Origin of the sequence: Rubrivivax gelatinosus IL144 (assembly GCF_000284255.1) — a bacterium.
In the GTDB taxonomy this organism is placed as follows: Bacteria; Pseudomonadota; Gammaproteobacteria; order Burkholderiales; family Burkholderiaceae_C; genus Rubrivivax; species Rubrivivax gelatinosus_A.
The window spans coordinates 5,019,124-5,043,253 of record NC_017075.1; the positions used below are offsets into that span (position 1 = coordinate 5,019,124).

A 24,130-nucleotide genomic window follows, 5' to 3' on the forward strand; every position below is an offset into this window, starting at 1 on the left:
GGCGCCGCAGATAATCCGCTCCATGCAGGGCAAGCGTCGCGTGGTGGTGGGCTTGAGCGGCGGCGTCGACTCCGCGGTCAGCGCCTGGCTGCTCAAGCAGCAGGGGTACGAGGTCGTCGGCCTCTTCATGAAGAACTGGGAGGACGACGACGACAGCGAGTACTGCTCGTCGCGCCAAGACTTCCTCGACGCCGCGGCGGTGGCCGACGTCATCGGCATCGACCTTGAGCACGTCAACTTCGCCGCCGAGTACAAGGACCGCGTCTTCGCCGAGTTCCTGCGCGAATACAGCGCCGGGCGCACGCCCAACCCGGACGTGCTGTGCAACGCCGAGATCAAGTTCAAGGCCTTCCTCGACCACGCGATGCGCCTGGGCGCCGAGCGCATCGCCACCGGCCACTACGCCCGCGTGCGCGAACGCGACGGCCGCTTCGAGCTGCTGAAGGGCCTGGACCCGGCCAAGGACCAGAGCTACTTCCTGCACCGCCTGAACCAGGCGCAGCTGGCGCGCACGATGTTCCCGGTCGGCGAACTGCCCAAGACCGAGGTGCGCCGCATCGCCGCCGAGATCGGCCTGCCGAACGCGAAGAAGAAGGACTCGACCGGCATCTGCTTCATCGGCGAGCGCCCGTTTCGCGAGTTCCTCAACCGCTACCTGGCGCAGGCGCCGGGCGACATCGAGGACGAACGCGGCCGCGTCGTCGGCCGCCACGTGGGCCTGAGCTTCTACACGCTGGGCCAGCGCCAGGGCCTGGGCATCGGCGGGCTGAAGACCGGCGGTGGCGAGCACGCGCCCTGGTACGTGGCACGCAAGGAACTCGAGCGCAACGTGCTGCGCGTCGTGCAGGGCCACGACCACCCCTGGCTGCTGTCGCGCACGCTCGCCGCCAGCGACTGCGCCTGGGTCGCCGGCACGCCGCCGGCCGAAGGCGCGCTGGCCGCCAAGACGCGCTACCGCCAGGCCGACGCGGCCTGCACGCTGCGCCGCGACGGCGAGGCCGTCGTGCTCTCGTTCGCCGAGCCGCAGTGGGCCGTCACGCCCGGCCAGTCGGCCGTGGTCTACGGCGGCGAGGTCTGCCTCGGCGGCGGCGTCATCGAATCGTCCGAACCCTGAGTCGGGCCGCCGGCCCGCACACCATGAGCGAACCCCAAGCCCCGGCCCGCCCGATGCTCACGCCGCTGGCCGCCGCGCGCGGCGCGGCCCCCCGGCGACGCGGCCGGCGCTGGATCTGGCTGGGCTTCGTCGGCATCGCTGCGGCGCTGGCCGTCGCCGCCTGGAGCCGGCGCGCGCCCGAGGTCCAGGCCACCAGCGTCGCCAGCGCCTACCCGTCGGCACGTTTCGCCGAACTCAGCGCCTCGGGCTACGTCGTCGCCCAGCGCCGCGCCGCGGTGGCGAGCAAGGCCACCGGCCGGCTGGTCGAGCTGGCGGTGCGCGAAGGCAGCGTCGTCAAGGCCGGCGACCTGATCGCGCGCATCGACGCCGCCGACGTGCTGCCCACCGTGCTCGCCGCCGAAGCCGGCGTGCGCCAGGCCGAAGCCACGCGGCGCCAGGCCGCGGTCGAGCTCGACAACGCCCGCGCCGACCTGGAACGCACGCTGGGGCTCAAGGATCAGGGCTTCGTCTCGCCGCAAGCAGTCGACTCGGCCCGCCGCCGCGCCGACGCCGCCGCCGCCGCGCTGGCTGCCAACGACGCCGCCATCGCCCAGTCGCGCGCCCAACTCAACGTGCAGCGCGTCGCGCGCGACAACACCGAGATCCGCGCGCCCTTCGACGGCGTCGTGCTGGTCAAGAACGCCAACGTCGGCGACCTGATCACGCCGCTGTCCAGCGCCACCGGCGCGCTGGGCGCCGTGGTCACGATGGCCGACATGTCGACGCTGGAGGTCGAGGCCGACGTCTCCGAGGCCAACGTCGGCCGAATCCGCATCGACCAGCCGGTGGAGATCGCGCTGGACGCGCTGCCCGACAAACGTTTCGCCGGCAGCGTCGCGCGCATCGTGCCCACCGTCGACCGCGCCAAGGCGACGGTGATGACCAAGATCCGCTTCGAGCAGCTCGATCCGCGCATCCTGCCGGAGATGGCCGCGCGCGTCGTTTTCCTGTCGCAGGCCGCCAGCGAAGCCGACCGCCGGCCGGTGATGGCGCTCAACCCCAAGGCCGTCGTCGAGCGCGACGGCCGCCGCGTCGTGCTGCGCATCGGCGCCGACGAGCGCCTGGAGGCCGTGCCGGTGAGCGTCGGCCGCACGCTGGGCGACGTCGTCGAGATCGCGCCCGGCGCGCTGAAACCCGGCGAGCGTGTCGTGCTCGCGCCCGCCGACACGCTGGCCGCCGGCACGCGCGTGACGGTGGCCAAGTGAACACGCCGCCGCTGATCCGCATCCAGGGGCTGCGCAAGACCTACCGCCGCGGCGAGCAGGACATCCCGGTGCTCGAAGGCATCGACCTGGACGTGCACGCCGGCGAGTTCGTCGCGCTGATGGGCCCCAGCGGCTCGGGCAAGAGCACGCTGCTGAACCTGGTGGCCGGCATCGACAAGCCGAGCGCCGGCACGATCGAGATCGCCGGCACCGACATCGCGACGCTGGACGAAGGCCAGCTCGCAGACTGGCGCGCCGCCAACGTCGGCTTCATCTTCCAGTTCTACAACCTGCTGCCGGTGCTGACCGCGGCCGAGAACGTCGAGCTGCCGCTGCTGCTGACCAACCTCACGGCGCGCGAGCGCCGCGAGCGGGTCGCCCAGGCGCTGGCGCTGGTGTCGCTGGCCGACCGCGCCGGGCACTATCCGAACGAGCTCTCCGGCGGCCAGCAACAGCGCGTGGCGATCGCGCGCGCGCTGGTCGGCGACCCGACGCTGATCGTCGCCGACGAGCCCACCGGCGACCTCGACCGCCACACCGGCGAAGAGGTGCTGTCGCTGCTGGAGCAGCTCGTCGCCGAGCTCGGCAAGACCATCGTCATGGTCACCCACGACCCCAAGGCCGCGGCGCGTGCGCACCGCCTGGTGCACCTGGAAAAAGGCGTGCTGGTCGACGAGGCCGCGGCCGGCTGAACGGGGCGACGCGGTGTTCCTGCTGCGCCTGCTGCTGAAGAACGCGTTCCGCCACCGGCTGCGCACGCTGCTGACCATCGTCGGCCTGATGGTCGCGGTCTGCGCCTTCGGGCTGCTGCGCACCATCGTCGACGCCTGGTACGCCGGCGCCAACGCCAGCTCCAGCACGCGGCTTGTCGTGCGCAGCGCGACCTCGCTGACGGTGCCGCTGCCGCTGGCCTATGCCGAGCGGCTGCGTGCGGTCGACGGCGTCACCGCGGTCAGCTGGTCGAACTGGTTCGGCGGCGTCTACGTCACCGAGCGCAACTTCTTCCCGCAGTTCGCCGTCGACGGCGCCAGCTATCTGCCGCTGTACCCGGAGTTCGTCGTCGCCGACGCCGAACGCACGGCTTGGCTGCGCGACCGCCGCGGCGTGCTCGTCGGCCGCACGCTGGCGGCCAAGTACGGGTGGAAGGTGGGCGACACGGTGCCGCTGCGCGGCACGATCTACAGCGGCACCTGGAACTTCACGATCCGCGGCATCTACCAGGGCGCCGACGCTGGTGTCGACCAGAACCAGATGCTGATGCACTGGGGCTACGTCAACGAGATCCAGCGCCAGCGTTTCCCCGGCCGCGGCGACTCGGTCGGCGTGTTCGTCGTCGGCATCCGCGACCCGAACGACGCCGCGCTCGTCGGCCAGCGCATCGACACGATGTTCCGCAACTCGCTGGCCGAGACGCTGACCGAGACCGAGAAGGCCTTCCAGCTCGGCTTCGTGTCGATGAGCGAGGCCATCCTCGTCGCGCTGCAGGCGGTGAGCCTGATCGTCATCGTCATCATCATGGCGGTGATGGCCAACACGATGGCGATGACGGCGCGCGAGCGCCTGGCCGAGTACGCGACGCTGAAGGCGCTGGGTTTCCCGCCGGAGTTCGTCGTCAAGCTGTTGTTCGGCGAGAGCCTGCTGATCGCCGTGATCGGCGGCGTGCTCGGCGTGCTGGTGACGCTGCCGCTGGCCTCGGCCTTCGCCAACGCCGTCGGCACGCTGTTCCCGGTGTTCCGCGTCGCGCCGGAGACGATCGCGCTGCAGCTGCTGGCGGCGCTGGCGGTCGGCGTCGCCGCGGCCGCCTGGCCGGCCTGGCGCTCCAGTCGCATCGACATCGTCGACGGCTTGAGACACGTCGCCTGAGCCCCCCATGCGCCGCGCCGTCCCGCTTGCCTACATCGCACGCAACCTCTGGGTGCGGCGCGTGACGACGGCGCTGACCGCCGGCGGCATGGCGCTGGTGATCTTCGTCTTCGCCACCGTGCTGATGATGACCGAGGGCATCCGCGCGACGCTGGTGGCCACCGGCCAGCCGGACAACGTCGTCGTGCTGCGCAAGGGCTCCAACGCCGAGATCACCAGCACCATCGGGCGCGAGCAGGCCGGCATCATCGAGAGCCTGCCCGGCATCGCCACCGACGCGGCCGGCCAGCCGCTGGTCAGCCGCGAGCCGGTGGTGCTGAACAGCCTCGTCAAACGCAACGGCAAACCCGGCAACGTGACGCTGCGCGGCACGTCGGCTACCGGGCTGGCGCTGCGGCCGCAGGTGCACATTGTCGAAGGCCGCTTCTTCCGCCCGGGCAGCGCCGAGATCGTCGTCGGCCGCGCCGTCGCGCGCGGCTACGACGGCGTCGCTCCGGGCTCGACGCTGCGTTTCGCCGGCCGCGACTGGACCGTCGTCGGCATCCTCGACGCCGGCAAGACCGGCTTCGACTCCGAGATCTGGGGCGACTCCGAGCAGCTGATGCAGGCCTTCCGGCGCCTGGCCTACTCCAGCGTGATCTTCCGCCTGGCCGAGCCCTCGTCCTTCGAGGCGGTGCGCGCGCGGCTGGAAGACGACCCGCGGCTGACGCTGGAGGCCAAGCCCGAGATCCGCTTCTACGCCGAGCAGAGCGAGCAGCTCGCCAACTTCATCAGCATCCTGGGCACGGCGCTGGCGCTGATCTTCTCGACCGGCGCGATCGTCGGCGCGGCGATCACGATGTTCGGCGCGGTCGCCTCGCGTGTCGGCGAGATCGGCACGCTGCGCGCGCTGGGCTTCCGCCGCGAGGCGGTGCTCGTGGCCTTCCTCGGCGAGTCGCTGCTGCTGGCTTTCGTCGGCGGCGTCTTCGGGCTCGCGGCGGCCAGCCTGATGCAGTTCGTCGACGTCTCGACGACCAACTTCGCCACCTTCTCCGAACTCGCCTTCCAGTTCCGGCTGACGCCCGTCATCGGCGCCAAGGCCATAGCCTTCGCGCTGGCGATGGGGCTGATCGGCGGCTTCGTGCCGGCCTGGCGCGCGGCGCGGCTGAAGATCGTCGACTGCCTGCGCGCGGCCTGATCAGGCGCCGCCGTCGTACCAGACGACCGCCCGGCCGCCGGCCGTCCATTGCTCGTAGCGGCGCGCGAACAGCGCCTCGATGCGCCCGCGCTTGACCTTGAAGGTCGGCGTGACGAGGTCGTTGGCCACCGTCCAGGCGTCGCGCATCGCGACCAGGCAGACCAGGCGCTCGTGCGGGTCGAGCAGCGAGTTGACGGTGGCCAGGTGGTCGGCGAGCGATCGTTCCAGCGCCGCGCGGCCTTCGGCGTCGTCCGCCTGCGCCGCGGCGGCCGGGTTCAGCATCACCAGGCCCAGCGGCTGGTGCAGGTGGGCGCCGCTGACGCAGCAGGCTTCGACCGCCGGGTGCATCACCAGCTTGTCCTCGATCGGCGCCGGCGCGACGTACTTGCCCTTGCTGGTCTTGAACAAGTCCTTCACGCGGCCGGTGATGCGCAGGTTGCCGCCTTCGTCGAGCTCGCCCTGGTCGCCGGTGTGCAGCCAGCCGTCGGCGGTGAAGGCTTCGCGCGTGAGTTCAGGCTCGCGGTAGTAGCCGGTCATCAGCGCCGGGCAGCGCATCTGGATCTCGCCGCTTTGCGGATCCAGCCGCGACGACACGCCGTCGTAAGGCAGGCCCACGGTGCCGGGGCGCGGGTGGCCGGGCAGCGTGGCGTGGCTGATGCCGCAGTTCTCGGTCATGCCGTAGACCTCGACGACGTCCAGCCCGAGCCGGCCGTACCAGCGCAGCAGCTCGGGCGGCATCGGCGCCGCGCCGCCGGCGGCGAAGCGGCAGGCGTCCAGCCCCAGGCCTTCGAGCACCTTGCGCCGCACGATGCGGCCCAGGCCGGGCACGGCGAGCAAGGTGTTCAGCTTGGACGGCGGCATCTTGGCGTGCACGCCCTGCTGGAACTTGAGCCACAGCCGCGGCACCGAGAAGAACACCGTCGGCCGCGCGCGGCGCAGGTCCTCGGCGAAGGTCTCCAGCGTGTCGGCGAAGTAGACGCGCATGCCGCTGGCGAGCTGGCCGTGTTCGACCAGCGTGCGCTCGGCGACGTGCGACAGCGGCAGGTAGCTCAGCATGCGCGCGTCGGCGTCCAGGCCGCCGATGCGCCGCAGCCCCGACTGCAGCGCCCAGGCGAAGTGCGAGAAGCGGTGCATCACGCCCTTGGGCGCGCCGGTCGTGCCGGAGGTGTACATCACGGTGCAGAGCTCGGTGCCCGGGCGCACCGGCTCGCCGGCCAGCGGCGCGGTGGCGGCGACGATGTCGTCCCAGCGCGGCGCGCCGCTGCCCGGGCCCAGCGGCAGCTCGACACAGGACAGGCCCTCGGGCACGCCGGCCTTCATCTCGTGCCACGTGTCCAGCTTGCCGACGAACAGCAGGCGCGCACCGCTGTGCTCCAGCACCTGGCGCACGGTGGCCGCGGCCAGCGTCGGGTACAGCGGCACCGAAACGTGGCCGGCCATCCAGATCGCCCAGTCGGCCATCAGCCAGTGCGCGCTGTTCTTGCCGAGGATGGCGATGCACGAGCCGCGCGGCAGGCCGAGCGAAACGAGGTGCGCCGCCATGCGCCGCGCCTGGCCGATGGCCTCGCCCCAGGAGATGTCGCGCAGCGTGCCGCCGCCCGGCTGGGTGAAGGCGATGCGCGCGGGCGCGGTCTTCTCCCAGTGCCACAGGCGCTGCAGCGCGAGCGCGTCGTCGGGCACGGTGTCGGGGATCGTCTCGGACATGGCGGCCACCCGCGGGCCGCGACGGGGCCCGGACGAAGCCAGACTAGCGGCGCCCGCCGCGCCGGCGGCTCAGGGCTTACGACGAGGCGGCGCCAGTGCGCGCTCGCGTCATCCCCCGAACGCGTGACGGGGCGACCCGCAGTTCAGCGGCCGTGGCTCAGCGCGTCGGCGAGCTGCTCCTGCACCTGGCGCACGCTGCGCAGCGCCAGCGTGACGTCGAGCTCGGCCAGCGGCGCGATCGTCGCGGTGACCTCGTCGACGGTCGCCGGATCGTTGATCAGCGCGTGGGCGATCACCGAGACCGCGCCGATGGCGCGCCGGTTGGGCGGCATCTGCGGCGGGAACTCCAGGCCGAACTGCAGCAGCACGTGGTGACGCACGCAGGCCACCGCGGCCTGGCCCAGGCCCCAGCTCTCGCAGAGCGCGGCGCCCAGCGCGTCGTGGCTGACGCCGAAGCCGGCGTGCTCCAGCGTCAGCAGCTCGGTGTCCGAGCGTGCTGCGCGCAGCATCGCGCGGTAGTGGTCGGCGGCGTGGCGGAACAGCACCGCCTTGCCGCATTCCTCGAACAGCCCGGCCGAGTGCGCGGCCCAGGCGTCCAATGAGAGCTTGTGCGCGATGCGCCCCATCACCAGGCCGCGGCGCGCGGCGCGCGCCCACATCGGCTCGAGTTCGGCGGCCGGCGGGAAGGCGGCCCGCAGGCCGATCTCGAAGGTGATGGCCGCGATCTCGCGCATGCCCAGGTAGGTGATCGCCTGCTGCACGCTCCGCACGCGCCCGCGCAGGCCGTAGAGCGACGAGTTCACCGCCTTCAGCACCGCGGCGGCCAGCGCCATGTCGGCCTCGATCAGCGAGGCCGCGGCGCTCAGGTTGACGTCTTCCTCGGCGAGCAGCAGCGAGAGCTTGACGAGCGCCTCGGGTTGCGCCGGGATGTCGATCTCCAGCGTTCGCAGTTCGGCGTTGACGGACATGGGCGGCTCGGAAGAGGCAGAGGGACAGACCCGCCGATCGTAGACGCCGGCACGGGGCCGCATCCGGACAACAGCGGGCGCATGACCACGCTTCTCCGCCGTGGCCGGGCCCGAGAAGCGAAAAAGGGCGCCACCGGATCCGGTGGCGCCCCTTCGTGCTGTGGCCGTCGGCCCCTAGGTCGCCATCTTCGTGTGATGTGCGACGACCCGGTGCCAGGCGTCTGTTTGTCTCCTCGACCCCCGCTGGCCGCAGCGTTTGCCCTCGTGGAGCACCCACTGCGACGCGAGTGAAGACACTGTAGCGGGGGGTTTGAGCCCGGACATCGGGACTTACCCGCCACGCGCGATCCACTCCGCTGCACGTTCAGCGATCATCAGGGTCGGAGAGTTGGTGTTGCCGCTCGTAATCGTCGGCATCACGCTGGCATCGGCAATGCGCAGCCCGACGAGGCCGCGCACACGCAAGTGCGAGTCGACCACCGCCTGCGGGTCGTCGTCCCGTCCCATGCGACAAGTTCCCACGGGATGGAAAATCGTCGTGCCGATGTCGCCGGCCAGACGGGCAAGTTCCTCGTCGCTCTGGTACTGCGGCCCGGGCTTGACCTCGCGTGGCCGGAAACGCGCCAAAGCCGGCATGGCGGCGATGCGGCGCGTGAGCTTCAGCGAGTCGGCGGCGACCTGGCGGTCTTCGGCCGTCGACAGGTAGTTGGGCACGATGCGCGGCGCGTCCTCGGGCCGCGGCGACGCCAGCCGGACCTCGCCGCGCGCGCTGGGGTTCAGGTTGCAGACGCTGGCCGTGAAGGCGTCGAAACCGTGCAGCGGTTCGCCGAAGGCCTCCAGCGACAGCGGCTGCACGTGGTACTCGATGTTCGCCGCCGCATACGCCGGCGACGAGCGCGTGAAGGCGCCCAGCTGCGACGGCGCCATGCTCATCGGCCCGCTGCGCCGCAGCGCGTACTCGGCGGCGATGCGCGCCTTGCCCAGCACGCTGGCCGACAAGGTGTTCAGCGTGCGCGTGCCCTCGACGGCGTAGACGGCGCGGATCTGCAGATGGTCCTGCAGGTTGGCGCCGACGCCCGGCAGCTCGTGCCGGGTCTCGATGCCCAGCGGCTGCAGCCAGTCGCCGCGGCCGATGCCCGAGAGCTGCAGGATCTGCGGCGAACCGATCGCGCCGGCGGCGAGCACGACTTCCTGGCGCGCCCGCGCCACCAGCGGCGCGCCGCCACCCGCCGGGTGCACCTCGACGCCGGTCGCGCGGCCGCCGTCGAGCAGCACGCGGGTCACCGTCGCGCCGGTCCAGACCTGCAGGTTCGGCCGCCCCAGCGCCGGGCGCAGGAAGGCCTTGCTGGTGTTCCAGCGGATGCCCGAGCGCTGGTTGACCTCGAAGTAGCCGACGCCTTCGTTGTCGCCGCGGTTGAAGTCCTCGGTCGCCGGGATGCCGGCTTCTCGTGCCGCGGCGGCGAAGGCGTCGAGGATGTCCCAGCACAGGCGCTGGCGTTCGACGCGCCACTCGCCGCCGCTGCCGTGCAGCGCGTCGCCGCCGCGCCAGTGGTCCTCGTGGCGGCGGAAGTACGGCAGGCAGTGCTCCCAGCGCCAGTTGGCGTCGCCCGTCGCCACGGCCCAGCCGTCGTAGTCGCGCGCCTGGCCGCGCATGTAGATCATGCCGTTGATGCTGGAGCAGCCGCCCAGCACCTTGCCACGCGGGTAGCGCAGGCTGCGGCCGTTGAGCCCGGGGTCGGGCTCGGTGCGGTAGAGCCAGTCGGTGCGCGGGTTGCCGATGCAGTAGAGGTAGCCCACCGGGATGTGGATCCAGTGGTAGTCGTCCCTGCCGCCGGCCTCGACCAGCAGCACGCGGCACGAGGTCTCGGCCGAGAGCCGGTTGGCGAGCAGGCAGCCGGCGGTGCCGCCGCCGACGATGACGACGTCGTACTCGGTGGCGCTCACCGCGCGGACGGCGGCAGGCGACGGGGCGGGGGTTCGGGGCGGGCGGGGTTCATGCGTGTCTCCTGTCGTTGTCGTTCGAACGGCCCGCCGGCGCTCAGGTCAGCGGGCTGGCGAGCACCGGGAAGAGCTTCAGCAGGCCTTCGGCCATGATCTCGACGGCCAGCGCCGCGAGGATCAGCCCCATCAGCCGGGTCATCACGTTGATGCCGGTGCGTCCCAGCCAGCGCGCGATGCGCTCCGAGGCCGAGAAGGCGAGGAAGGTGGCGACGCCGACGACGACGCCGTAGCCGACCAGCACCGCCAGCTGCCACCAGTGGCGCGTGCGCTCGGCGTAGATGACCATCGTCGAGATCGTCGCCGGGCCGGTGAGCAGCGGGATCGTCAGCGGCACGACGGCGATGCTGGCGCCGGCGTCCACCCGCTCGTTGCCTTCGCTGACGTCGGTCGGCTTGGTCTCGGCCGGCTGGGCGTTGAGCATGGCCACCGCGCTCAGCATCAGCAGCAGGCCGCCGCCGACCTGGAACGAGGCGATCGAGATGCCGAAGAACTCGATGATCTTCAGCCCGGCCAGCGCGCTGGTGGCGATGACGACGAAGGCGGTGAAGGCGCTGATGCGGATCGTGCGCCGGCGCTGCTCGGGCGAGAAGTTCTGCGTGAAGTGGATGAAGAAAGGGACGACGCCGAGCGGGTTGACGATCGCCAGCAGGGCGATCAGCGGCTTGAGGAGATCCATTGCGGCGATGGTAGCGGGCGCGCCCGGAGCGCAAAAACGGCGGCAGGACCGGGGCCGGCAGCCGGCGAGAGCCGGGCCGGTTTCCGCTGTCGAGGGGATCCGGCGCCGCTTTCGGACATCAGCGATTTTTTAAATTAGGGGGCAGAACCCCGGATTTGGGGTTTGCCTGGGGGGTCGAAAACAACATTTGGGCGGCACCCCCTTTACAGGCCGCGGCCGGCGGCACCCATAATAGGCCGGTCTGTGTCTGGTAGCCGCGCCTTTGAAATGAATGGTTCACGCAAGGGTAGAAGCTCCGCATGGCTCCTTGTTCTAGATAGAGGGCTTCTCTGTGGGTAACAAACTGTACGTCGGCAACCTTGCGTATTCGGTGCGCGACGACTCTCTCCAACAAGCGTTCGCGCAATTCGGCACCGTCACGTCCGCCAAGGTCATGATGGACCGTGAGACGGGCCGCTCGAAGGGGTTCGGCTTCGTCGAGATGGGCTCGGATGCCGAGGCGCAAGCCGCGATCAACGGCATGAACGGCCAGCCTCTGGAAGGCCGCGCGATCGTCGTCAACGAGGCGCGTCCTCGTGAAGACCGTCCGGGCGGCTTCCGCAGCGGCGGTGGCGGCGGCTACGGTGGTGGCGGCAGCTACGGCGGCGGCGGTGGTGGCGGCGGCTACGGCGGTGGCGGCGGCGGCGGTGGTCGCAGCCCCTACGGCGGTGGCGGCGGTGGCCGTGGCCCCTACGGCGGTGGCAACCGCGGTGGCAGCGGCGGCGGCTACGGCGGCGGCGGTGGTGGCTACGGCGGCGGTGGCCGCGGCGGCTACTAAAACGCCGGTCGCCGGTCCGCGCTGAGGCGCGGGCCGCATCGATCGACACGAAAAGAGGGCACGGGCCGCAGGTCCGGGGCCCTCTTTTTCTTTGCGCGAAGCCTTCTCAGGCGCTCACCGGTGGGCGTGTGCGGCACCGGCAGGTGCCACTCGCAGGCCGCCGTCAGCGGCTCAGGAGGCTTCGCCGCGCCTGGGCTTGCGTCCGCGGCCGGCGAACAGCGCGTCGAACAGCGGGTTCGGCAACAGCCGCATCAGTTTGGCGACGACACCCATCTGCCAGGGGATGACCCGGTAGCTGATGCCCGCGGAAATCGCGCGAAACGCGCGCTCGGCGAACTGCTCGGCGGGCATCAGGAAAGGCATCGAGTACGGGTTTCGCGCCGTCAGCGGCGTCGCGACATAACCCGGCAGCAGGGTCACGACTTTCACCCCGCTGTCGCGACACTCGCCTCTGAGGCTTTCGCAGTAGGCGACCACGGCGGCCTTGCTGGCGCAGTAGGCGCCGTGGCCCGGCAGACCGCGGATCGCGGCGACGCTGGCGATGCCGACCAGCGTGCCAGAGCGCCGCGCGCGCATCGCCGCGACGAAAGGGTGGAAGGTCGCGGCCAGGCCGACGTTGTTGATCGCCAGCGTCTCGTGCAGCACGTCCAGGTCTTCGCGTACGGCGGTGTCCATGCCGACGCTGATGCCGGCGCTGGCGATGACGACGTCGGGCAGGCCCTGGCGCTCGAGGCACTCGCGGCCGACGGCGGTGATCGCCGCCACGTCGGCGACGTCGGCGCGGTAGACCTGTGCGCGCTCCGGCCCCAGCCCCTGCGCCGTGGCCCAGGCCTGCAGCTCGTCGACCCGACGGGCCACCAGCGCCAGCCGCCAGCCGGCCTGGGCGTAACGCAGCGCGAGCGCCTGGCCGATGCCGCTGGACGCGCCGGTGATGAAGACCAGCGGCGTGTTCATCGCTGCGCCCGAGGCGGCAGCACGCCGCGCATCGGCCCGGCCAGCTGGAGCTTGCGCAGGCCGTGGTCGTACTCCAGGCCCTTGGCATCGAAGACCCCGCCATCGGGCGCTGTCACGCGCACCGGCAGATGGCTGCGCACGCGTTCGGTGACGAGGAAAGCGTGCAGGAACTCGCCGTCCATGCGGATCGTCTTGCCGTCGCTGTCGGTGGTCGTGACGTGCGCCGCGCCCAGCAGCTGGACCTCGCTGGCATCGCCGGTGGCGACCGCCCGCCGGGCGTCGGCCAGCGTGACGCGGCCGTCGGGCGTGATCGCACGCAGATGCACGTGGTCGATCTCGATCTGGTCGGTCGCCGGGTAGTGGCGCATCTGGTCGCCTTCGATGCGCACCTTCAGCCGGCCGTCGGCGGAAAAACGCTCGAGCGCGAAGTCGTTCATCGTGTAGTCGGGCTCCTGGCGCACCGGCGTGTCGTTGGGCACACGCGGCGCCGACGGCGTGTTCTTCACCAGCCACCAGGTCGCCAGCGCGAGCAGCGCCATCAGCAGCAGCGGCAGGTAGGCCGACACCACCTCGCGCAGGCGCAGCGTCCAGGGCACGCGCGGCGGCGGCGGCGCGTCACCCGGCGGGCGCGGCGAAGTGCCGACGCTGATCGGCACCTCGGGCAGGTCGGGCAGATGGAGTTCGACGCTCATCGGGCCTCAGGCCGTGTCCAGCGAGGTCAGGTGGCCGCGTAGCAGCGCTTCGTAGCGCCCGCAGGCGACGAGCAGCAGGTCGCAGAACTCGCGCGCCGCGCCGTGGCCGCCGGAGGCCGTGGTGACGTGCTGCGCCACCGCCTTGACCTCGACGTGCGCGTTGGCTGGCGCACAGGCGAAGCCGGCACGCACCAGCAGCGGCAGGTCGGGCCAGTCGTCGCCGATGGCGGCCAGTTCGTCCCAGGCCCAGCCGCGGCGCGCCAGCAGCGCGGCGGCGGCGGCCAGCTTGTCGTGCACGCCGTAGACGGCCTCGGCCAGCCCCAGGTCGGCGACGCGGCGGCGCACCGCCGGCGAGTCGCGCCCGGTGATGACGACCGGCTCGATGCCGGCCTGGCGCAGCAACTTCAGGCCGTGGCCGTCCAGCGTCGAGAAAGCCTTGACGCTCTCGCCGTCGGCGCCGATGTAGATGCGGCCGTCGGTCAGCACGCCGTCGACGTCGAAGATCGCGGCCTTCAGGCCCTGGGCGCCGCCCTGGGCCTTCAGCAGCAGTTCGGGCGGAAAGCTCAGCGCCGGCATCAGATGACTTTCGCGCGCATCAGGTCGTTGGAGTTCAGCGCGCCGACCAGCCGCCCGTCGGCGTCGACCGCCAGCACGCTGGTGATGCGGTGCTGCTCCATCAGCCCGGCGGCGTCGACGGCCAGCGCGTCCTGCGGGATCTGCTTGGGCTGGGTGTGCATGACGTCGCCGGCGGTCAGGTCGCGCAGGTCGGCGCCGCGTTCGATCAAGCGGCGCAGGTCGCCGTCCGTGAAGATGCCGGCCGGCTTGCCGTCGGCGTCGACGAGGGCGGTGAAACCCAGGCCTTTGCGCGTCATCTCGCGCAGCACGTCGGAGAAGCTGGCGCCGGCCTCGACACGCGGCACGGCCTCACCGCTGCGCATCAGGTCGCGCACGTGCATCAGCAGCTTGCGGCCGAGGCTGCCGCCCGGGTGCGAGCGCGCGAAGTCTTCTTCACGGAAGCCGCGGGCGTCGAGCAGCGCGACGGCGAGCGCGTCGCCGAGCGCGATCTGCGCCGTGGTGCTGGCCGTCGGCGCCAGGTTCAGCGGGCAGGCTTCCTGGTCGACGGCGCAGGAGAGCACGTGGTCGGAATGGCGTGCCAGCGTCGAACCGGGCTTGCCGGTCATGCCGATGATCGTCACGCCCAGGCGGCGGATGGCCGGCAGGATGGCGGCCAGTTCGTCGACCTCGCCGCTGTTGCTGATCGCGAGCACGACGTCGCCGCCGATCAGCATGCCCAGATCGCCGTGGCTGGCTTCGGCCGGGTGCACGAAGAAGGCCGGCGTGCCGGTGGAGGCCAGCGTCGCGGCGATCTTGCGGCCGACGTGGCCGCTCTTGCCCATGCCCATCACGACGACGCGGCCGCGGCATTCGAGCATCGCCTGCACCGCGGCCGGGAAGCCCTCGCGCTGGCGTTCGGCCAGACCGAGCAGCGCACGCGCCTCGATCTCGAAGGTGCGGGCGGCCAGTTCGAGCGCACGCTGGGGGTCGAAGGGGCGCGGCGAAGTCATGGTGCGAGCGGCGTCGAATAGGATCGAAGGATTCTAGATGGCCACCACCCTCGAACTCGTCCTGCTCTACCTCGTCGCCGCCGTGCTCGGGGTCGTGGTCTGCCGTTCGCTGAAGCTGCCGCCGATGCTGGGCTATCTGGTCGTCGGCGTGCTGATCGGCCCGAACGCGCTGGCGCTCGCGCAGGACAGCGCCGGCGTGAAGTACCTCGCCGAGTTCGGCGTCGTCTTCCTGATGTTCGTGATCGGGCTGGAGTTCAACCTGCCCAAGCTGCGCAGCATGCGCACCGTGGTCTTCGGCCTGGGGCTGTCGCAGGTGGCGCTGACGATGATCGGCACGCTGGCCGGGCACCTGGTGCTGGCCGAGCTGTACCAGCGCTTGACCGGCGACCCCTGGCGCATGTCCTGGCAGGGCTCGGTGGTGCTGGGCGGCGCGATCGCGATGTCGTCGACGGCCATCGTCGTCAAGCTGATGGCCGAACGCCTGGAGCTGGAGAGCGAACACGGCCGGCGCGTGATGGGCGTCCTGCTGTTCCAGGACTTGGCCGTGGTGCCGCTGCTGGTGCTGATCCCGGCGCTGAACACCAGCGGCGAACAGCTGCTGGTCTCGCTGTCCTGGGCCGTGCTGAAGGCCGCCGTGCTGCTGACCGTGCTGCTCGTCGGCGGCCAGAAGGTGATGCGCTGGTGGCTGACGCTGGTGGCCCGGCGCAAGAGCGACGAGCTGTTCATCCTCAACCTGCTGCTCGTCACGCTGGGCCTGGCCTGGATGACCGAACACGCCGGGCTGTCGCTGGCACTCGGCGCCTTCGTCGCCGGCATGCTGGTCGCCGAGACCGAATACAAGCACCAGGTCGAGACCGACATCCGCCCGTTCCACGACGTGCTGCTGGGGCTGTTCTTCATCACCATCGGGATGAAGCTGGACTGGCGGCCGGTGCTCGACCAGTGGCTGCTGGTGGCGCTGCTGACCACCGCGCCGGTGGCGGCCAAGTTCGCGCTCGTCGCGGCGCTGGCGCGCGCCTTCCGCACCGCGCCGGGCGTCGCGCTGCGCACCGGCCTGTACCTGGCGCAGGCCGGCGAGTTCGGCTTCGTGCTGCTGACGCTGGGCGCCGAGCGCGGCCTGGTCGACGCCGAGTGGATGAGCCCGATCCTGGCCAGCATGGTGATCTCGATGCTGGCGACGCCGTTCATCATCATGCACGCCGACCGCATCGTGATGAAGCTGGCGGCCAGCGACTGGCTGATGCAGTCGGTGCAGCTGACCTCGATCGCCAAGCGCGCGATCCGCACCGAGAAGCACGTGATCATCTGCGGCTACGGCCGCAGCGGCCAGAACCTGGCGCGCATGCTGGACACCCAGCACATCCCGTACATGGCGCTGGACCTGGACCCGGACCGCGTGCGCCAGGCCGCCGCCGCCGGCCAGAGCGTGGTCTTCGGCGACGCGGCGCGGCTGCAGAGCCTGATGGCCGCCGGCCTGGCACGCGCCAACGCGGTCGTCGTCAGCTACCCCGACACGCCCTCGGCGCTGAAGATCCTGCGCCTGGTGCACGAACACGCGCCGGCGGTGCCGGTGATCGTGCGCACGATCGACGACTCCGACCTGGAGACGCTGCGCGCGGCCGGCGCCACCGAGGTCGTGCCCGAGGCGATCGAAGGCTCGCTGATGCTGGCCAGCCACGCGCTGGCGCTGGTCGGCGTGCCGATGCGCACCGTCATCCGCCTGGCGCGCGACGCGCGCGACGCGCGCTACAGCCTGCTGCGCGGCTACTTCCACGGCGCCGACGACGACACCGCCGGCGAGCAGCAACAGGAGCGCCTGGCCACCGTGACGCTGCCGCCGGCGGCCGCGGCGATCGGCAGAAGCCTGGCCGAACTCGCGCTGGGCGCGCTGGAAGTCGGCGTCATCTCGATCCGCCACGCGTCGGGCCCGCCGGGCAAGCCGGCTGGGGACACCGTGCTCGGCGCCGGCGACACGCTGGTGCTGTCGGGCCTGCCCGAGGCGCTGGCGCTGGCCGAGCAGCGGCTGCTGCGCGGCTGACGTCTCCTGCACCCGACGCCGGCCGGCGCCGGCGCTTGCTCCACGTCAATCGCCGTCACGGCGGCGGGCGGGGGCCCCCGGGGCGACGCCTATCATCCCGCGCCATGAGCCCGGAGCAATACATCAAGGCCCACATCCGGACGGTCTCCGACTGGCCGGAACCGGGCGTGCAATTCCGCGACATCACGCCGCTGCTGTCGAACCCGCGCGTCTTCCGCGTGCTGATCGACCAGTTCGTGCACCGCTACTTCGACGTGCGTCCGTCGGCGATCGCCGGGCTGGACGCGCGCGGCTTCATCATCGGCTCGGTGCTGGCTTACGAGCTGAACGTCGGCTTCGTGCCGATCCGCAAGAAGGGCAAGCTGCCGTTCACGACGGTCGAAGAGAGCTACGAGCTGGAGTACGGCTCGGCCACCGTCGAGATCCACACCGACGCCGTGAAGCCTGGCGACCGCGTCGTGCTGATCGACGACCTGATCGCCACCGGCGGCACGATGATGGCCGGCCGCAAGCTGCTGGAACGCCTGGGCGCCGAGGTCATCGAGGGCGCGGCCATCGTCGACCTGCCCGAGCTGCACGGCTCGCAGCGCCTGCGCGACTCGGGCCTGCCGCTGTTCACGATGGTCAGCTTCGAAGGCCACTGAGCGCGCACGCCGCGGGCCGCGTTCAGTCGGCCCGCGTCAAGTACTGCCAGAGGAAGGCATAGGTGTCGGCGTTCTCCTCGAGCTGCTGCGCGCGCGTGTCGCCGATGCCGTGGCCCGAGGCGTAGTCCAGGCGCAGCAGCACCGGTGAATCGCCCGCACGCGCGGCCTGCAGCCGCGCGGCGAACTTCAGGCTGTGCCAGACCGCGACACGCGGGTCGTTGACGCCATGCTTCAGCAGCACCGGCGGGTAGCGCGTGCCGTCGCGCACATGGGCGTACGGGCTCATCGCCAGCAGGCCGCGGAAACCTTCTTCGGTGGCCACCGAACCGAACTCGGGGATGTTGGGCGGGCCGTTGGGCTCGAACTCGAAACGCAGCGTGTCGTGCACGCCCACGCTCGGCACGACGGCGCCGAACAGGTCGGGACGTTCGGTCAGCACGCGCCCGGCGAGCAGGCCGCCGGCACTGCCGCCGCTGAAGCCGAGCTGGCGCGGGTTCGTCCAGCGTTCGGCGATCAGGTAGTCGGCGCAGGCGATGACGTCCAGCCAGGTGTTGCGCTTGTTCAGGCCCTTGCCGGCCAGGTACCAGTCGTTGCCGTAGACACCGCTGCCACGCGGGTTGGCGAAGGCGAGCACGCCGCCCTTCTCCAGCCAGGCCAGGCGCTCGCGGCGGAAGCTCGGATCGATCGTGAAGCCGTAGGAGGCGTAGGCCGTCAGCCAGACCGGGTTGCGGCCGTCGAGCCTGAGGTCTCGCCGGTGCACGATGCTCATCGGCACACGCGCGCCGTCGTGGCTCGTGACCAGCACCTCGGTCGTCGTCAGCTCGGCCGGTGAGTCGGTGGCGGCGAGCACCGGCAGGCCGATCTCGGCGGCTCGGCCCTCGCCGTCGACACGCAGGTGGCGCAGGCCCTGGGTCCAGCTCTGCAGCGCGATCAGCAGGCCGTCCTGCTGCGCGGCGTTCAGGTCGCAGCCCCAGCCCTGGTCAATGTAGATCTGGCCGGCGAAAGGCAGTGCCACCGTCTCGAACGCCGCGCCGTCGCGATAAGGGCGGCGCAGCAGCCGGTGCACGTTGCCTTCGCGCACCAGCACGTAGAGCGCATCGCGTGCGGCGACGACACGCTGCACCACGCGCTCCGACGCCGGCAGCAGAACGCGCGGCGGCTGGCCCGGCTGCGCCAGGTCGTAGGCCAGCACCTGCTGGCGCGGCGCGCCGCGGTGGCTGACGGCGTAGAGCGTCGAACCGCGCACGCTGTAGTCGACGACGCCGGCCTCCATGCCGGCCACCGGTGCCCACTGCGCCGCCGGGTCGCGGCGCTGCGCCCAGGGGCCGGTGTACAAGGCCATCTCGTTGGCGACACCGTTGCCGAGGGCGACCAGCGCCCGGTCGGTGCCGGGAATGCGGCGCAGCAGCACGTCGCCGTCGCGGCCGGGATCCAGCCCTGGCCAGGCGCGGCCCGGCAGCACCTCGTCGCGCGCCGGCTGGCCGGCCTCCCCGAGCGTGAACAGCACGAGCTCCGAATCCCGGTACTTGTCCTGCGGCCCACGGCCGGGGCCGGGCGCGTGCTGGCGCAGCATCACCAGGCTGTCTTCGTCCTGCCAGTGCGGGTAGGCGGCGCGCGGCAGCGGGCCGAGCAGCACCCGGCCGCTGGCGACGTCGACGACGAGCAGCTGGCCTTCTTCGGAGCCCGCCGCCGAGACGACGACGCCGGCGCGCGTGCCGCCGGGCGAGGCGCTGTAGTAGTTGATCGCCTGCGGCTGGCCGGGCGCCGCGCCGGGCAGGCGGATCGCCATCGGGTCGAAGACCAGGCGCTCGTCGCGGCCGCCGGGCGGGCGCTGCATCAGTCGGAACTGGTCGTCGCCAACACCGCGCTTCAGATAGAACAGGCTGCCGTCAGCACGCAGCTGCCCGCGGAAGACGCTGTCGCTGCCGCTGCGTTCCAGTGCCTCCAGTCGGGCGCGGAAGGCGGCGCGTTCAGGCAGCGCCTTCAGCACCGCGTCGGCGTGCTCGGCCTGGGCCTTCATCCAGGCTTGCACCTCGGGCGAGGTGGTGTTCTCCAGATAGCGGTAGCGGTCGACGACCTGTACGCCGTAGAAGCTCTCCTGAACCGGCCGCACCGGCGCCACCGGAGGCTCGGCCGCCAGTGCGGGGAGGCAGATCAACAGGCCGGCGGCCCAGGCCGCGGCAGCACGCGCGATCGACATGCGTTCGTCTTCCATCTTGGCCCGGTTCGGGCGACGGGGCATTGCACCGACGGCTCGCGCCCAGGTCAACGCCGCGTGCGTGCCGCGTCGTCCGGCGGGCGGACGCGCTACTTGCCGATGCAGAAGCGCCCGAAGATCTCGCCCAGCAGATCCTCGGTGCCGAACTCGCCGGTGATCTCGCCCAGCGCCTGATGCGCCAGGCGCAGTTCCTCGGCCAGCAGGTCCAGCGCCGCGTCGCGCTGTGCGGCGTGCGCCTGGGCCAGATGCAGGTGCGCCAGCGTGCGCTGCAGCGCATCGACGTGGCGCGCGCGGGCGATGAAGACGCCGTCGGGCTGGGCCTGCCAGCCGGCGCGGCGCAGCAGCTCGCGGCGCAGCGTCTCCAGCCCGGTGCCGGCCTTGGCCGACAGCACGACACCGTCGTCGGCCGCCGGTGCCGCGGCGTCGGCCTTGTTGTGCACGTGCAGCACGTCGGCGCCCTCAAGGCGCGTGGCGATCTCGGCTTCGGCGGCCTCGTAGCCAGCGTCGCCGCGGCGCGTCAGGTCGTGCACGAAGAGCACGGCGTCGGCGCCTGCGATCGCTTCCCAGCTGCGGCCGATGCCGATGCGTTCGACCTCGTCGGCGGCATGCTCGCGCAGCCCCGCGGTGTCGACGACGTGCAGCGGCACGCCTTCGATCTGGATCGTCTCGGCGACGCGGTCGCGTGTCGTGCCCGGGATCGGCGTGACGATCGCCAGCTCGGCGCCGGCCAGCGCGTTGAGCAGCGAGCTCTTGCCGACGTTGGGCTGGCCGGCGATGACCACCCGCATGCCTTCGCGCAGCAGCGCCCCCTGGCGCGCGCGCGCCAGCGCGGCGCCGATCGCGGCTTCGATCGCGCCCAGCCGTTCGTGGGCCCGCGCCTTCTCCAGGAAGTCGATCTCCTCCTCGGGGAAGTCCAGCGTCGCCTCGACCAGCGTGCGCAGCTCGACGATGCGCCCGGCCAGCGTGTGGATCTCGGCCGAGAACGCGCCGTCCAGCGAACGCGCCGCCGAGCGCGCGGCGGCCTCGGTGCTGGCGTCGATCAGGTCGGCCACCGCCTCGGCCTGGGCGAGGTCGATCTTGTCGTTGAGAAAGGCGCGTTCGGTGAACTCGCCGGCCCGCGCCAGCCGCAGGCCGATGCCCGCGCCGGCTTCGAGCACACGCGCCAGCAGCAGCTGCAGCAGCACCGGGCCGCCGTGGGCCTGCAGCTCCAGCACGTCCTCGCCGGTGTAGGAGTGCGGCGCCGGGAAATGGATCGCCAGACCGCGGTCGAGCACCGAACCGTCGGCGGCGGTGAAGGGCAGCAGCGTCGCCGCCCGCGGCGCCAGCGCACGCCCGAACAGCGCCTGCACCAGCGGCGCGAGGTCGGGGCCGGAGGCGCGCACGATGCCGACCGCGCCGCGGCCGGCAGCGGTGGCGACGGCGGCGATGGGGTCACGTAATCGGGCCAGGGACATGGGGCGATTGTCTCAGCCAAAGAGCGAAGCCCCCGCGGCTCGCGCCGGCGGGGGCTTCGTCGTTCGGGGCGCCTCGGCGGGCGCCTCAGGCCGGCGTCAGGCGACGCCCAGCTTCTTGTTGATGTACCACTGCTGCGCGATCGACAGGATGTTGTTCGTGAGCCAGTACAGCACCAGGCCGGCCGGGAAGAAGAAGAACATCACCGCGAAGGCCAGCGGCATGAACCACATCAGCTTGGCCTGGGTGGGATCGGGCGGCTTGGCCCCCAGCGCCACCTGCAGCAGCGACGAGGCCGTCATCAGGATCGGCAGGATGAACCACGGGTCCTTGGCCGACAGGTCGGTGATCCAGCCGATCCACGGCGCGTTGCGCATCTCGACGCTGGACAGCAGCACCCAGTACAGCGCGATGAAGAACGGCATCTGGACCACGATCGGCAGGCAGCCGCCGAGCGGGTTGACCTTCTCCTCGCGATAGATGCGCATCATCTCCTGCTGCATCTTCTGCTGGTCGTCCTTGTAGCGCTCGCGCAGCTCCATGACGCGCGGGTTGATGGCGCGCATCTTGGCCATCGACTTGTAGGCGCTGGCGTTGAGCCAGTAGAAGGCGATCTTCAGCAGCACGACCAGCGCGACGATCGCCCAGCCCCAGTTGCCGATCGCCGAGTTCAGCTTGTCTAGCAGCCAGAACAGCGGCTTGGACAGCGGCATCAGCCAGCCGTAGTCCTTCAGGTACTCCAGGCCCGGGGCCAGTTCGGCCAGCGTGGTCTCGAGCTGCGGGCCGACGAAGAGCTGCGAGTCCAGCGCCTTGCTGGCACCCGGCGCGACCTCGCCCAGCGGCAGCACCATCGCGATGGTGTAGAGGTTGTCGCCGACCTTGGCGGTGCGGAACTCGCGCTGGCCTTCGGCGTTGACGATCCAGGCCGACGCGAAGTAGTGCTGGACCATCGCCACCCAGCCGTCATTGGCGCTCTTGTCGTGGCCGGCGTCGTTCTTGGCGATGTCCTTGAAGTCGATCTTCTTGTACTTGCTGGCCGACGTGAACATCGCCGGGCCGGTGAAGGTCGAATAGAACTTCGACTCGCCTTCGGGCGGGTTGCCGTCGCGCGCGAGCTGCAGGTACAGCTGCGGCGCCACCGGCGCCGTGCCGCCGTTGACGAACTCGTGGTGCACCGCGACGGTGTAGTCGCCACGCTTGAAGGTGTAGGTCTTGACCAGCTTGCGGCCGTCGACCGGCGCCGACTCGAAGCGCAGCGTCAGCGTGTTCTGGCCCTCGGCCAGCGTGCGTTCGCCCGGGGCGGCGGTCATCGGCGTCAGGTGCGTCGGCAGCGCGACGCCCGGCGCGGCGGTGATCAGGCCGGTCTGGGCGACGTATTCACGCGCGGCGACGCGGTCCATCAGGACGACGTTCTGGTCCGGGTGGTTGGCGTCGCGGTACTTCAGCAGCTCCAGGCGCACCAGCTGGCCGCCGATGCTGTCGAAGGTCGCCTTGACGAGGTCGGTCGTGACGACGACCTGCTCGCCGGCGGCGGGCGCTGCCGGTTGCGGCACGGCGCCGGCCGGCGCCTGGGCGGTGGCCGGCGTGGCGGCCGGCACGCCGGCGGAGGCAGCGCCACCGGGCGCGGAGGCGGCGGTCGCGGCCGGGCGGGCCGGGCCGCCGAACAGCGACGGCTGGCCGTTGTGTTTGTTCCACGCGTCCCACAACAGGAACAGCGAGGTGACGAACACCACCAGAAGGATGTTGCGGCGGAAGTCGGTCATAGGCTCGGTCTACTGGAGTCGTCGGCGTCGGGCCGCACGAACCGGGTGAACAGTCCCCGCGCGGGGTTCGGAAAGCGCTCGGGCACAGGATCGCATCCGCCGGCGCACCAGGGATGACAACGCAGCAGGCGCCAGACCGTGAGCGCACTGCCGCCGGCCGCGCCGTAGCGCTGCAGTGCGTCCAGCGAATACTGCGAGCAGGTCGGCTCGAAGCGGCAGGCGTTGCCCAGCCAGGGCTTGAGCAGCAGGCGATAGCCGCGCACCAGCAGCACCAGCAGGTGCCGCGGCAGGCGCACGAGCTCGGACACCATCTTCAGCTCCGCCTGGCGCGGGTGAAGAGCTGCTCGAGCTCGGTGCGCGCTGCCAGGCGCAGCGCGTCGGACGCGGCCGACGGGTACTGCGCCGGCGCGAACGGCGCCCGCAGGCGCACCACCCACAGCCCCGGCGGCAGCTCGCCGGCATGGCGGGCCATCGCGGCGCGGATCTGGCGCTTCAGCAGGGCGCGCGTGACCGAGCGGCGTGCGTGCCGCTTCGGCACGACGCTGCCCAGCCAGCAGGCTTCGGGGGCTGCCGGATGCGAGTCATCCACAGGCTGTGCACCAAGCTGTGCGCCATCTGTGGATAACTTTTCTTCGCCGAGGTGCAGCCGCTGCCAGCGGGACGCAGAAGGCCCGCCGTTCACGTGGTGAACGGCGAAGTGAGTGCTTCGCGAACGGCTGGGCGTCGCGAGCACTCGCTCGAAGTCGGCCTTCTGCACCATCGTCTGCACGACGGGTTGCACGAGAGGGCGGACCGGAGGCGGCACGGGGCCTCGGCAGGCGCTGCAGGGGGCGTTCAGCTCGGCGCGCGCAAGGCGTACCGGGCCGGCGCAGGCTGTTTCGCCTGTCCTCGCCTTAGACGGCGAGGCGCTTGCGGCCCTTGGCGCGGCGCGCGTTGATGACGGCACGGCCGCCGCGCGTCTTCATGCGCACGAGAAAGCCGTGGGTACGGGCGCGACGGATCTTGGACGGCTGATAGGTGCGCTTCATGGTTCAGAGCTCTCTTTGCGCTGAGGTAAGAAATTTGGAAAACCCACGATTACAGCAAGAAAAGCTTGTTGCGTCAACCAGTTAGCGGAGATGTCCCCAGGGTGCGCTCCAGGGGATGGTGCCACAGCCCCCGACGACGATCTGTGGATAACTGGGTTGAAGAGTGCCGTCCGGCACGTAGAATGCGCCCCCTGCAAAAGAAGATTTCCACA

Annotated in this window: 22 protein-coding genes; 8 read left to right on the top strand and 14 right to left on the bottom strand. The window is 71.4% G+C overall.

Annotated features, from left to right (window positions below; all coding sequences use genetic code 11):
• Positions 1 to 22: 22 nt before the first annotated feature.
• From mnmA to RGE_RS22880, 5 genes are read left to right on the top strand one after another with little or no spacing between them, the layout of a single operon-like run.
• Complete coding sequence (gene mnmA, locus RGE_RS22860; protein ID WP_014430865.1) at positions 23 to 1,114, top strand: tRNA 2-thiouridine(34) synthase MnmA; 1,092 nt, start codon at positions 23 to 25, stop codon at positions 1,112 to 1,114.
• Positions 1,115 to 1,167: 53 nt separating this feature from the next.
• Complete coding sequence (locus tag RGE_RS22865) at positions 1,168 to 2,358, top strand: efflux RND transporter periplasmic adaptor subunit (RefSeq protein WP_014430866.1); 1,191 nt, start codon at positions 1,168 to 1,170, stop codon at positions 2,356 to 2,358.
• Positions 2,355 to 3,050: an ABC transporter ATP-binding protein gene (locus RGE_RS22870; RefSeq protein WP_014430867.1), complete on the top strand. Its 696-nt coding sequence runs from the start codon at positions 2,355 to 2,357 to the stop codon at positions 3,048 to 3,050. Before RGE_RS22865 ends, RGE_RS22870 begins: the two co-directional genes overlap by 4 nt.
• Before the next feature lie 13 nt (positions 3,051 to 3,063).
• A complete protein-coding gene (locus RGE_RS22875) occupies positions 3,064 to 4,221 on the top strand; it encodes an ABC transporter permease (protein WP_014430868.1) in 1,158 nt (385 codons plus the stop codon).
• A 7-nt stretch (positions 4,222 to 4,228) separates the two neighbouring features.
• Positions 4,229 to 5,398 (top strand): ABC transporter permease, encoded by a 1,170-nt coding sequence (locus RGE_RS22880; protein ID WP_014430869.1) that lies wholly within the window; start codon positions 4,229 to 4,231, stop codon positions 5,396 to 5,398.
• On the opposite strand, the gene RGE_RS22885 is transcribed toward RGE_RS22880, so the two are convergent.
• The 4 genes from RGE_RS22885 to RGE_RS22900 form a co-directional block, all read right to left on the bottom strand.
• Positions 5,399 to 7,102 carry an AMP-binding protein gene (locus RGE_RS22885; protein ID WP_052311084.1) on the bottom strand — a complete coding sequence of 568 codons (1,704 nt, stop codon included), beginning with the start codon at positions 7,100 to 7,102 and terminating at the stop codon, positions 5,399 to 5,401.
• Positions 7,103 to 7,245: 143 nt separating this feature from the next.
• The gene (locus RGE_RS22890) at positions 7,246 to 8,070 is read right to left on the bottom strand and encodes an HDOD domain-containing protein (RefSeq protein ID WP_014430871.1); all 825 of its coding nucleotides are present in this window, start codon (positions 8,068 to 8,070) and stop codon (positions 7,246 to 7,248) included.
• A 330-nt stretch (positions 8,071 to 8,400) separates the two neighbouring features.
• The gene (locus RGE_RS22895; protein WP_014430872.1) at positions 8,401 to 10,014 is read right to left on the bottom strand and encodes a GMC family oxidoreductase; all 1,614 of its coding nucleotides are present in this window, start codon (positions 10,012 to 10,014) and stop codon (positions 8,401 to 8,403) included.
• Between the two features lie 94 nt (positions 10,015 to 10,108).
• The gene (locus RGE_RS22900) at positions 10,109 to 10,747 is read right to left on the bottom strand and encodes a MarC family protein (RefSeq protein WP_014430873.1); all 639 of its coding nucleotides are present in this window, start codon (positions 10,745 to 10,747) and stop codon (positions 10,109 to 10,111) included.
• 331 nt (positions 10,748 to 11,078) lie between these two features.
• Here RGE_RS22900 and RGE_RS23435 point away from each other — a divergent pair, with 331 nt between their 5' ends.
• On the top strand, positions 11,079 to 11,564 hold the full coding sequence (locus RGE_RS23435) for an RNA recognition motif domain-containing protein (protein ID WP_014430874.1): 486 nt from the start codon (positions 11,079 to 11,081) through the stop codon (positions 11,562 to 11,564).
• A 171-nt stretch (positions 11,565 to 11,735) separates the two neighbouring features.
• Here RGE_RS23435 and RGE_RS22910 read toward each other — a convergent pair whose 3' ends face one another.
• From RGE_RS22910 to RGE_RS22925, 4 genes are read right to left on the bottom strand one after another with little or no spacing between them, the layout of a single operon-like run.
• Positions 11,736 to 12,518: an SDR family oxidoreductase gene (locus RGE_RS22910; protein WP_014430875.1), complete on the bottom strand. Its 783-nt coding sequence runs from the start codon at positions 12,516 to 12,518 to the stop codon at positions 11,736 to 11,738.
• Positions 12,515 to 13,210, bottom strand: a complete 696-nt coding sequence (lptC, locus tag RGE_RS22915; RefSeq protein ID WP_081528278.1) for an LPS export ABC transporter periplasmic protein LptC — start codon at positions 13,208 to 13,210, stop codon at positions 12,515 to 12,517. The genes RGE_RS22910 and lptC overlap by 4 nt, the downstream gene beginning before the upstream one ends.
• Before the next feature lie 6 nt (positions 13,211 to 13,216).
• Positions 13,217 to 13,786 (bottom strand): KdsC family phosphatase, encoded by a 570-nt coding sequence (locus tag RGE_RS22920; RefSeq protein ID WP_014430877.1) that lies wholly within the window; start codon positions 13,784 to 13,786, stop codon positions 13,217 to 13,219.
• Positions 13,786 to 14,775 (bottom strand): KpsF/GutQ family sugar-phosphate isomerase, encoded by a 990-nt coding sequence (locus RGE_RS22925; protein WP_014430878.1) that lies wholly within the window; start codon positions 14,773 to 14,775, stop codon positions 13,786 to 13,788. The genes RGE_RS22920 and RGE_RS22925 overlap by 1 nt, the downstream gene beginning before the upstream one ends.
• Positions 14,776 to 14,812: 37 nt before the next feature.
• Between RGE_RS22925 and RGE_RS22930 the strand changes: the two genes are divergently transcribed.
• Both RGE_RS22930 and RGE_RS22935 read left to right on the top strand, forming a co-directional pair.
• Positions 14,813 to 16,813 (top strand): monovalent cation:proton antiporter family protein, encoded by a 2,001-nt coding sequence (locus tag RGE_RS22930; RefSeq protein WP_014430879.1) that lies wholly within the window; start codon positions 14,813 to 14,815, stop codon positions 16,811 to 16,813.
• A gap of 104 nt (positions 16,814 to 16,917) precedes the next feature.
• Positions 16,918 to 17,457 (top strand): adenine phosphoribosyltransferase, encoded by a 540-nt coding sequence (locus tag RGE_RS22935; RefSeq protein ID WP_014430880.1) that lies wholly within the window; start codon positions 16,918 to 16,920, stop codon positions 17,455 to 17,457.
• Between the two features lie 22 nt (positions 17,458 to 17,479).
• Here RGE_RS22935 and RGE_RS22940 read toward each other — a convergent pair whose 3' ends face one another.
• The 6 genes from RGE_RS22940 to rpmH all read right to left on the bottom strand — a co-directional run bounded on the left by RGE_RS22940 (position 17,480) and on the right by rpmH (position 23,918).
• Entirely contained in the window at positions 17,480 to 19,699 is a 2,220-nt protein-coding gene (locus tag RGE_RS22940) for a prolyl oligopeptidase family serine peptidase (RefSeq protein WP_014430881.1), read from the bottom strand.
• A 65-nt stretch (positions 19,700 to 19,764) separates the two neighbouring features.
• A complete protein-coding gene (gene mnmE, locus RGE_RS22945) occupies positions 19,765 to 21,129 on the bottom strand; it encodes a tRNA uridine-5-carboxymethylaminomethyl(34) synthesis GTPase MnmE (protein WP_014430882.1) in 1,365 nt (454 codons plus the stop codon).
• Between the two features lie 96 nt (positions 21,130 to 21,225).
• Positions 21,226 to 22,890, bottom strand: coding sequence for a membrane protein insertase YidC (gene yidC / locus RGE_RS22950; RefSeq protein ID WP_014430883.1), 1,665 nt, complete (start codon positions 22,888 to 22,890; stop codon positions 21,226 to 21,228).
• A complete protein-coding gene (yidD, locus tag RGE_RS22955; protein ID WP_014430884.1) occupies positions 22,887 to 23,201 on the bottom strand; it encodes a membrane protein insertion efficiency factor YidD in 315 nt (104 codons plus the stop codon). The genes yidC and yidD overlap by 4 nt, the downstream gene beginning before the upstream one ends.
• Positions 23,202 to 23,203: 2 nt before the next feature.
• Complete coding sequence (locus tag RGE_RS22960) at positions 23,204 to 23,650, bottom strand: ribonuclease P protein component (RefSeq protein WP_043786007.1); 447 nt, start codon at positions 23,648 to 23,650, stop codon at positions 23,204 to 23,206.
• A gap of 133 nt (positions 23,651 to 23,783) precedes the next feature.
• On the bottom strand, positions 23,784 to 23,918 hold the full coding sequence (gene rpmH / locus RGE_RS22965; RefSeq protein WP_006299042.1) for a 50S ribosomal protein L34: 135 nt from the start codon (positions 23,916 to 23,918) through the stop codon (positions 23,784 to 23,786).
• Positions 23,919 to 24,130: the final 212 nt, after the last annotated feature.

Coding starts and splice junctions, on each gene's coding strand:
- mnmA (WP_014430865.1), top strand. CDS start 23: ATGCAGGGCAAGCGTCGCGTGGTGGTGGGCTTGAGCGGCGGCGTCGAC.
- RGE_RS22865 (WP_014430866.1), top strand. CDS start 1,168: ATGCTCACGCCGCTGGCCGCCGCGCGCGGCGCGGCCCCCCGGCGACGC.
- RGE_RS22880 (WP_014430869.1), top strand. CDS start 4,229: ATGCGCCGCGCCGTCCCGCTTGCCTACATCGCACGCAACCTCTGGGTG.
- RGE_RS22885 (WP_052311084.1), bottom strand. CDS start 7,102: ATGTCCGAGACGATCCCCGACACCGTGCCCGACGACGCGCTCGCGCTG.
- RGE_RS22890 (WP_014430871.1), bottom strand. CDS start 8,070: ATGTCCGTCAACGCCGAACTGCGAACGCTGGAGATCGACATCCCGGCG.
- RGE_RS22900 (WP_014430873.1), bottom strand. CDS start 10,747: ATGGATCTCCTCAAGCCGCTGATCGCCCTGCTGGCGATCGTCAACCCG.
- RGE_RS22910 (WP_014430875.1), bottom strand. CDS start 12,518: ATGAACACGCCGCTGGTCTTCATCACCGGCGCGTCCAGCGGCATCGGC.
- lptC (WP_081528278.1), bottom strand. CDS start 13,210: ATGAGCGTCGAACTCCATCTGCCCGACCTGCCCGAGGTGCCGATCAGC.
- RGE_RS22920 (WP_014430877.1), bottom strand. CDS start 13,786: ATGCCGGCGCTGAGCTTTCCGCCCGAACTGCTGCTGAAGGCCCAGGGC.
- RGE_RS22925 (WP_014430878.1), bottom strand. CDS start 14,775: ATGACTTCGCCGCGCCCCTTCGACCCCCAGCGTGCGCTCGAACTGGCC.
- RGE_RS22930 (WP_014430879.1), top strand. CDS start 14,813: ATGGCCACCACCCTCGAACTCGTCCTGCTCTACCTCGTCGCCGCCGTG.
- RGE_RS22935 (WP_014430880.1), top strand. CDS start 16,918: ATGAGCCCGGAGCAATACATCAAGGCCCACATCCGGACGGTCTCCGAC.
- RGE_RS22940 (WP_014430881.1), bottom strand. CDS start 19,699: ATGCCCCGTCGCCCGAACCGGGCCAAGATGGAAGACGAACGCATGTCG.
- mnmE (WP_014430882.1), bottom strand. CDS start 21,129: ATGTCCCTGGCCCGATTACGTGACCCCATCGCCGCCGTCGCCACCGCT.
- yidC (WP_014430883.1), bottom strand. CDS start 22,890: ATGACCGACTTCCGCCGCAACATCCTTCTGGTGGTGTTCGTCACCTCG.
- yidD (WP_014430884.1), bottom strand. CDS start 23,201: ATGGTGTCCGAGCTCGTGCGCCTGCCGCGGCACCTGCTGGTGCTGCTG.
- RGE_RS22960 (WP_043786007.1), bottom strand. CDS start 23,650: ATGGTGCAGAAGGCCGACTTCGAGCGAGTGCTCGCGACGCCCAGCCGT.
- rpmH (WP_006299042.1), bottom strand. CDS start 23,918: ATGAAGCGCACCTATCAGCCGTCCAAGATCCGTCGCGCCCGTACCCAC.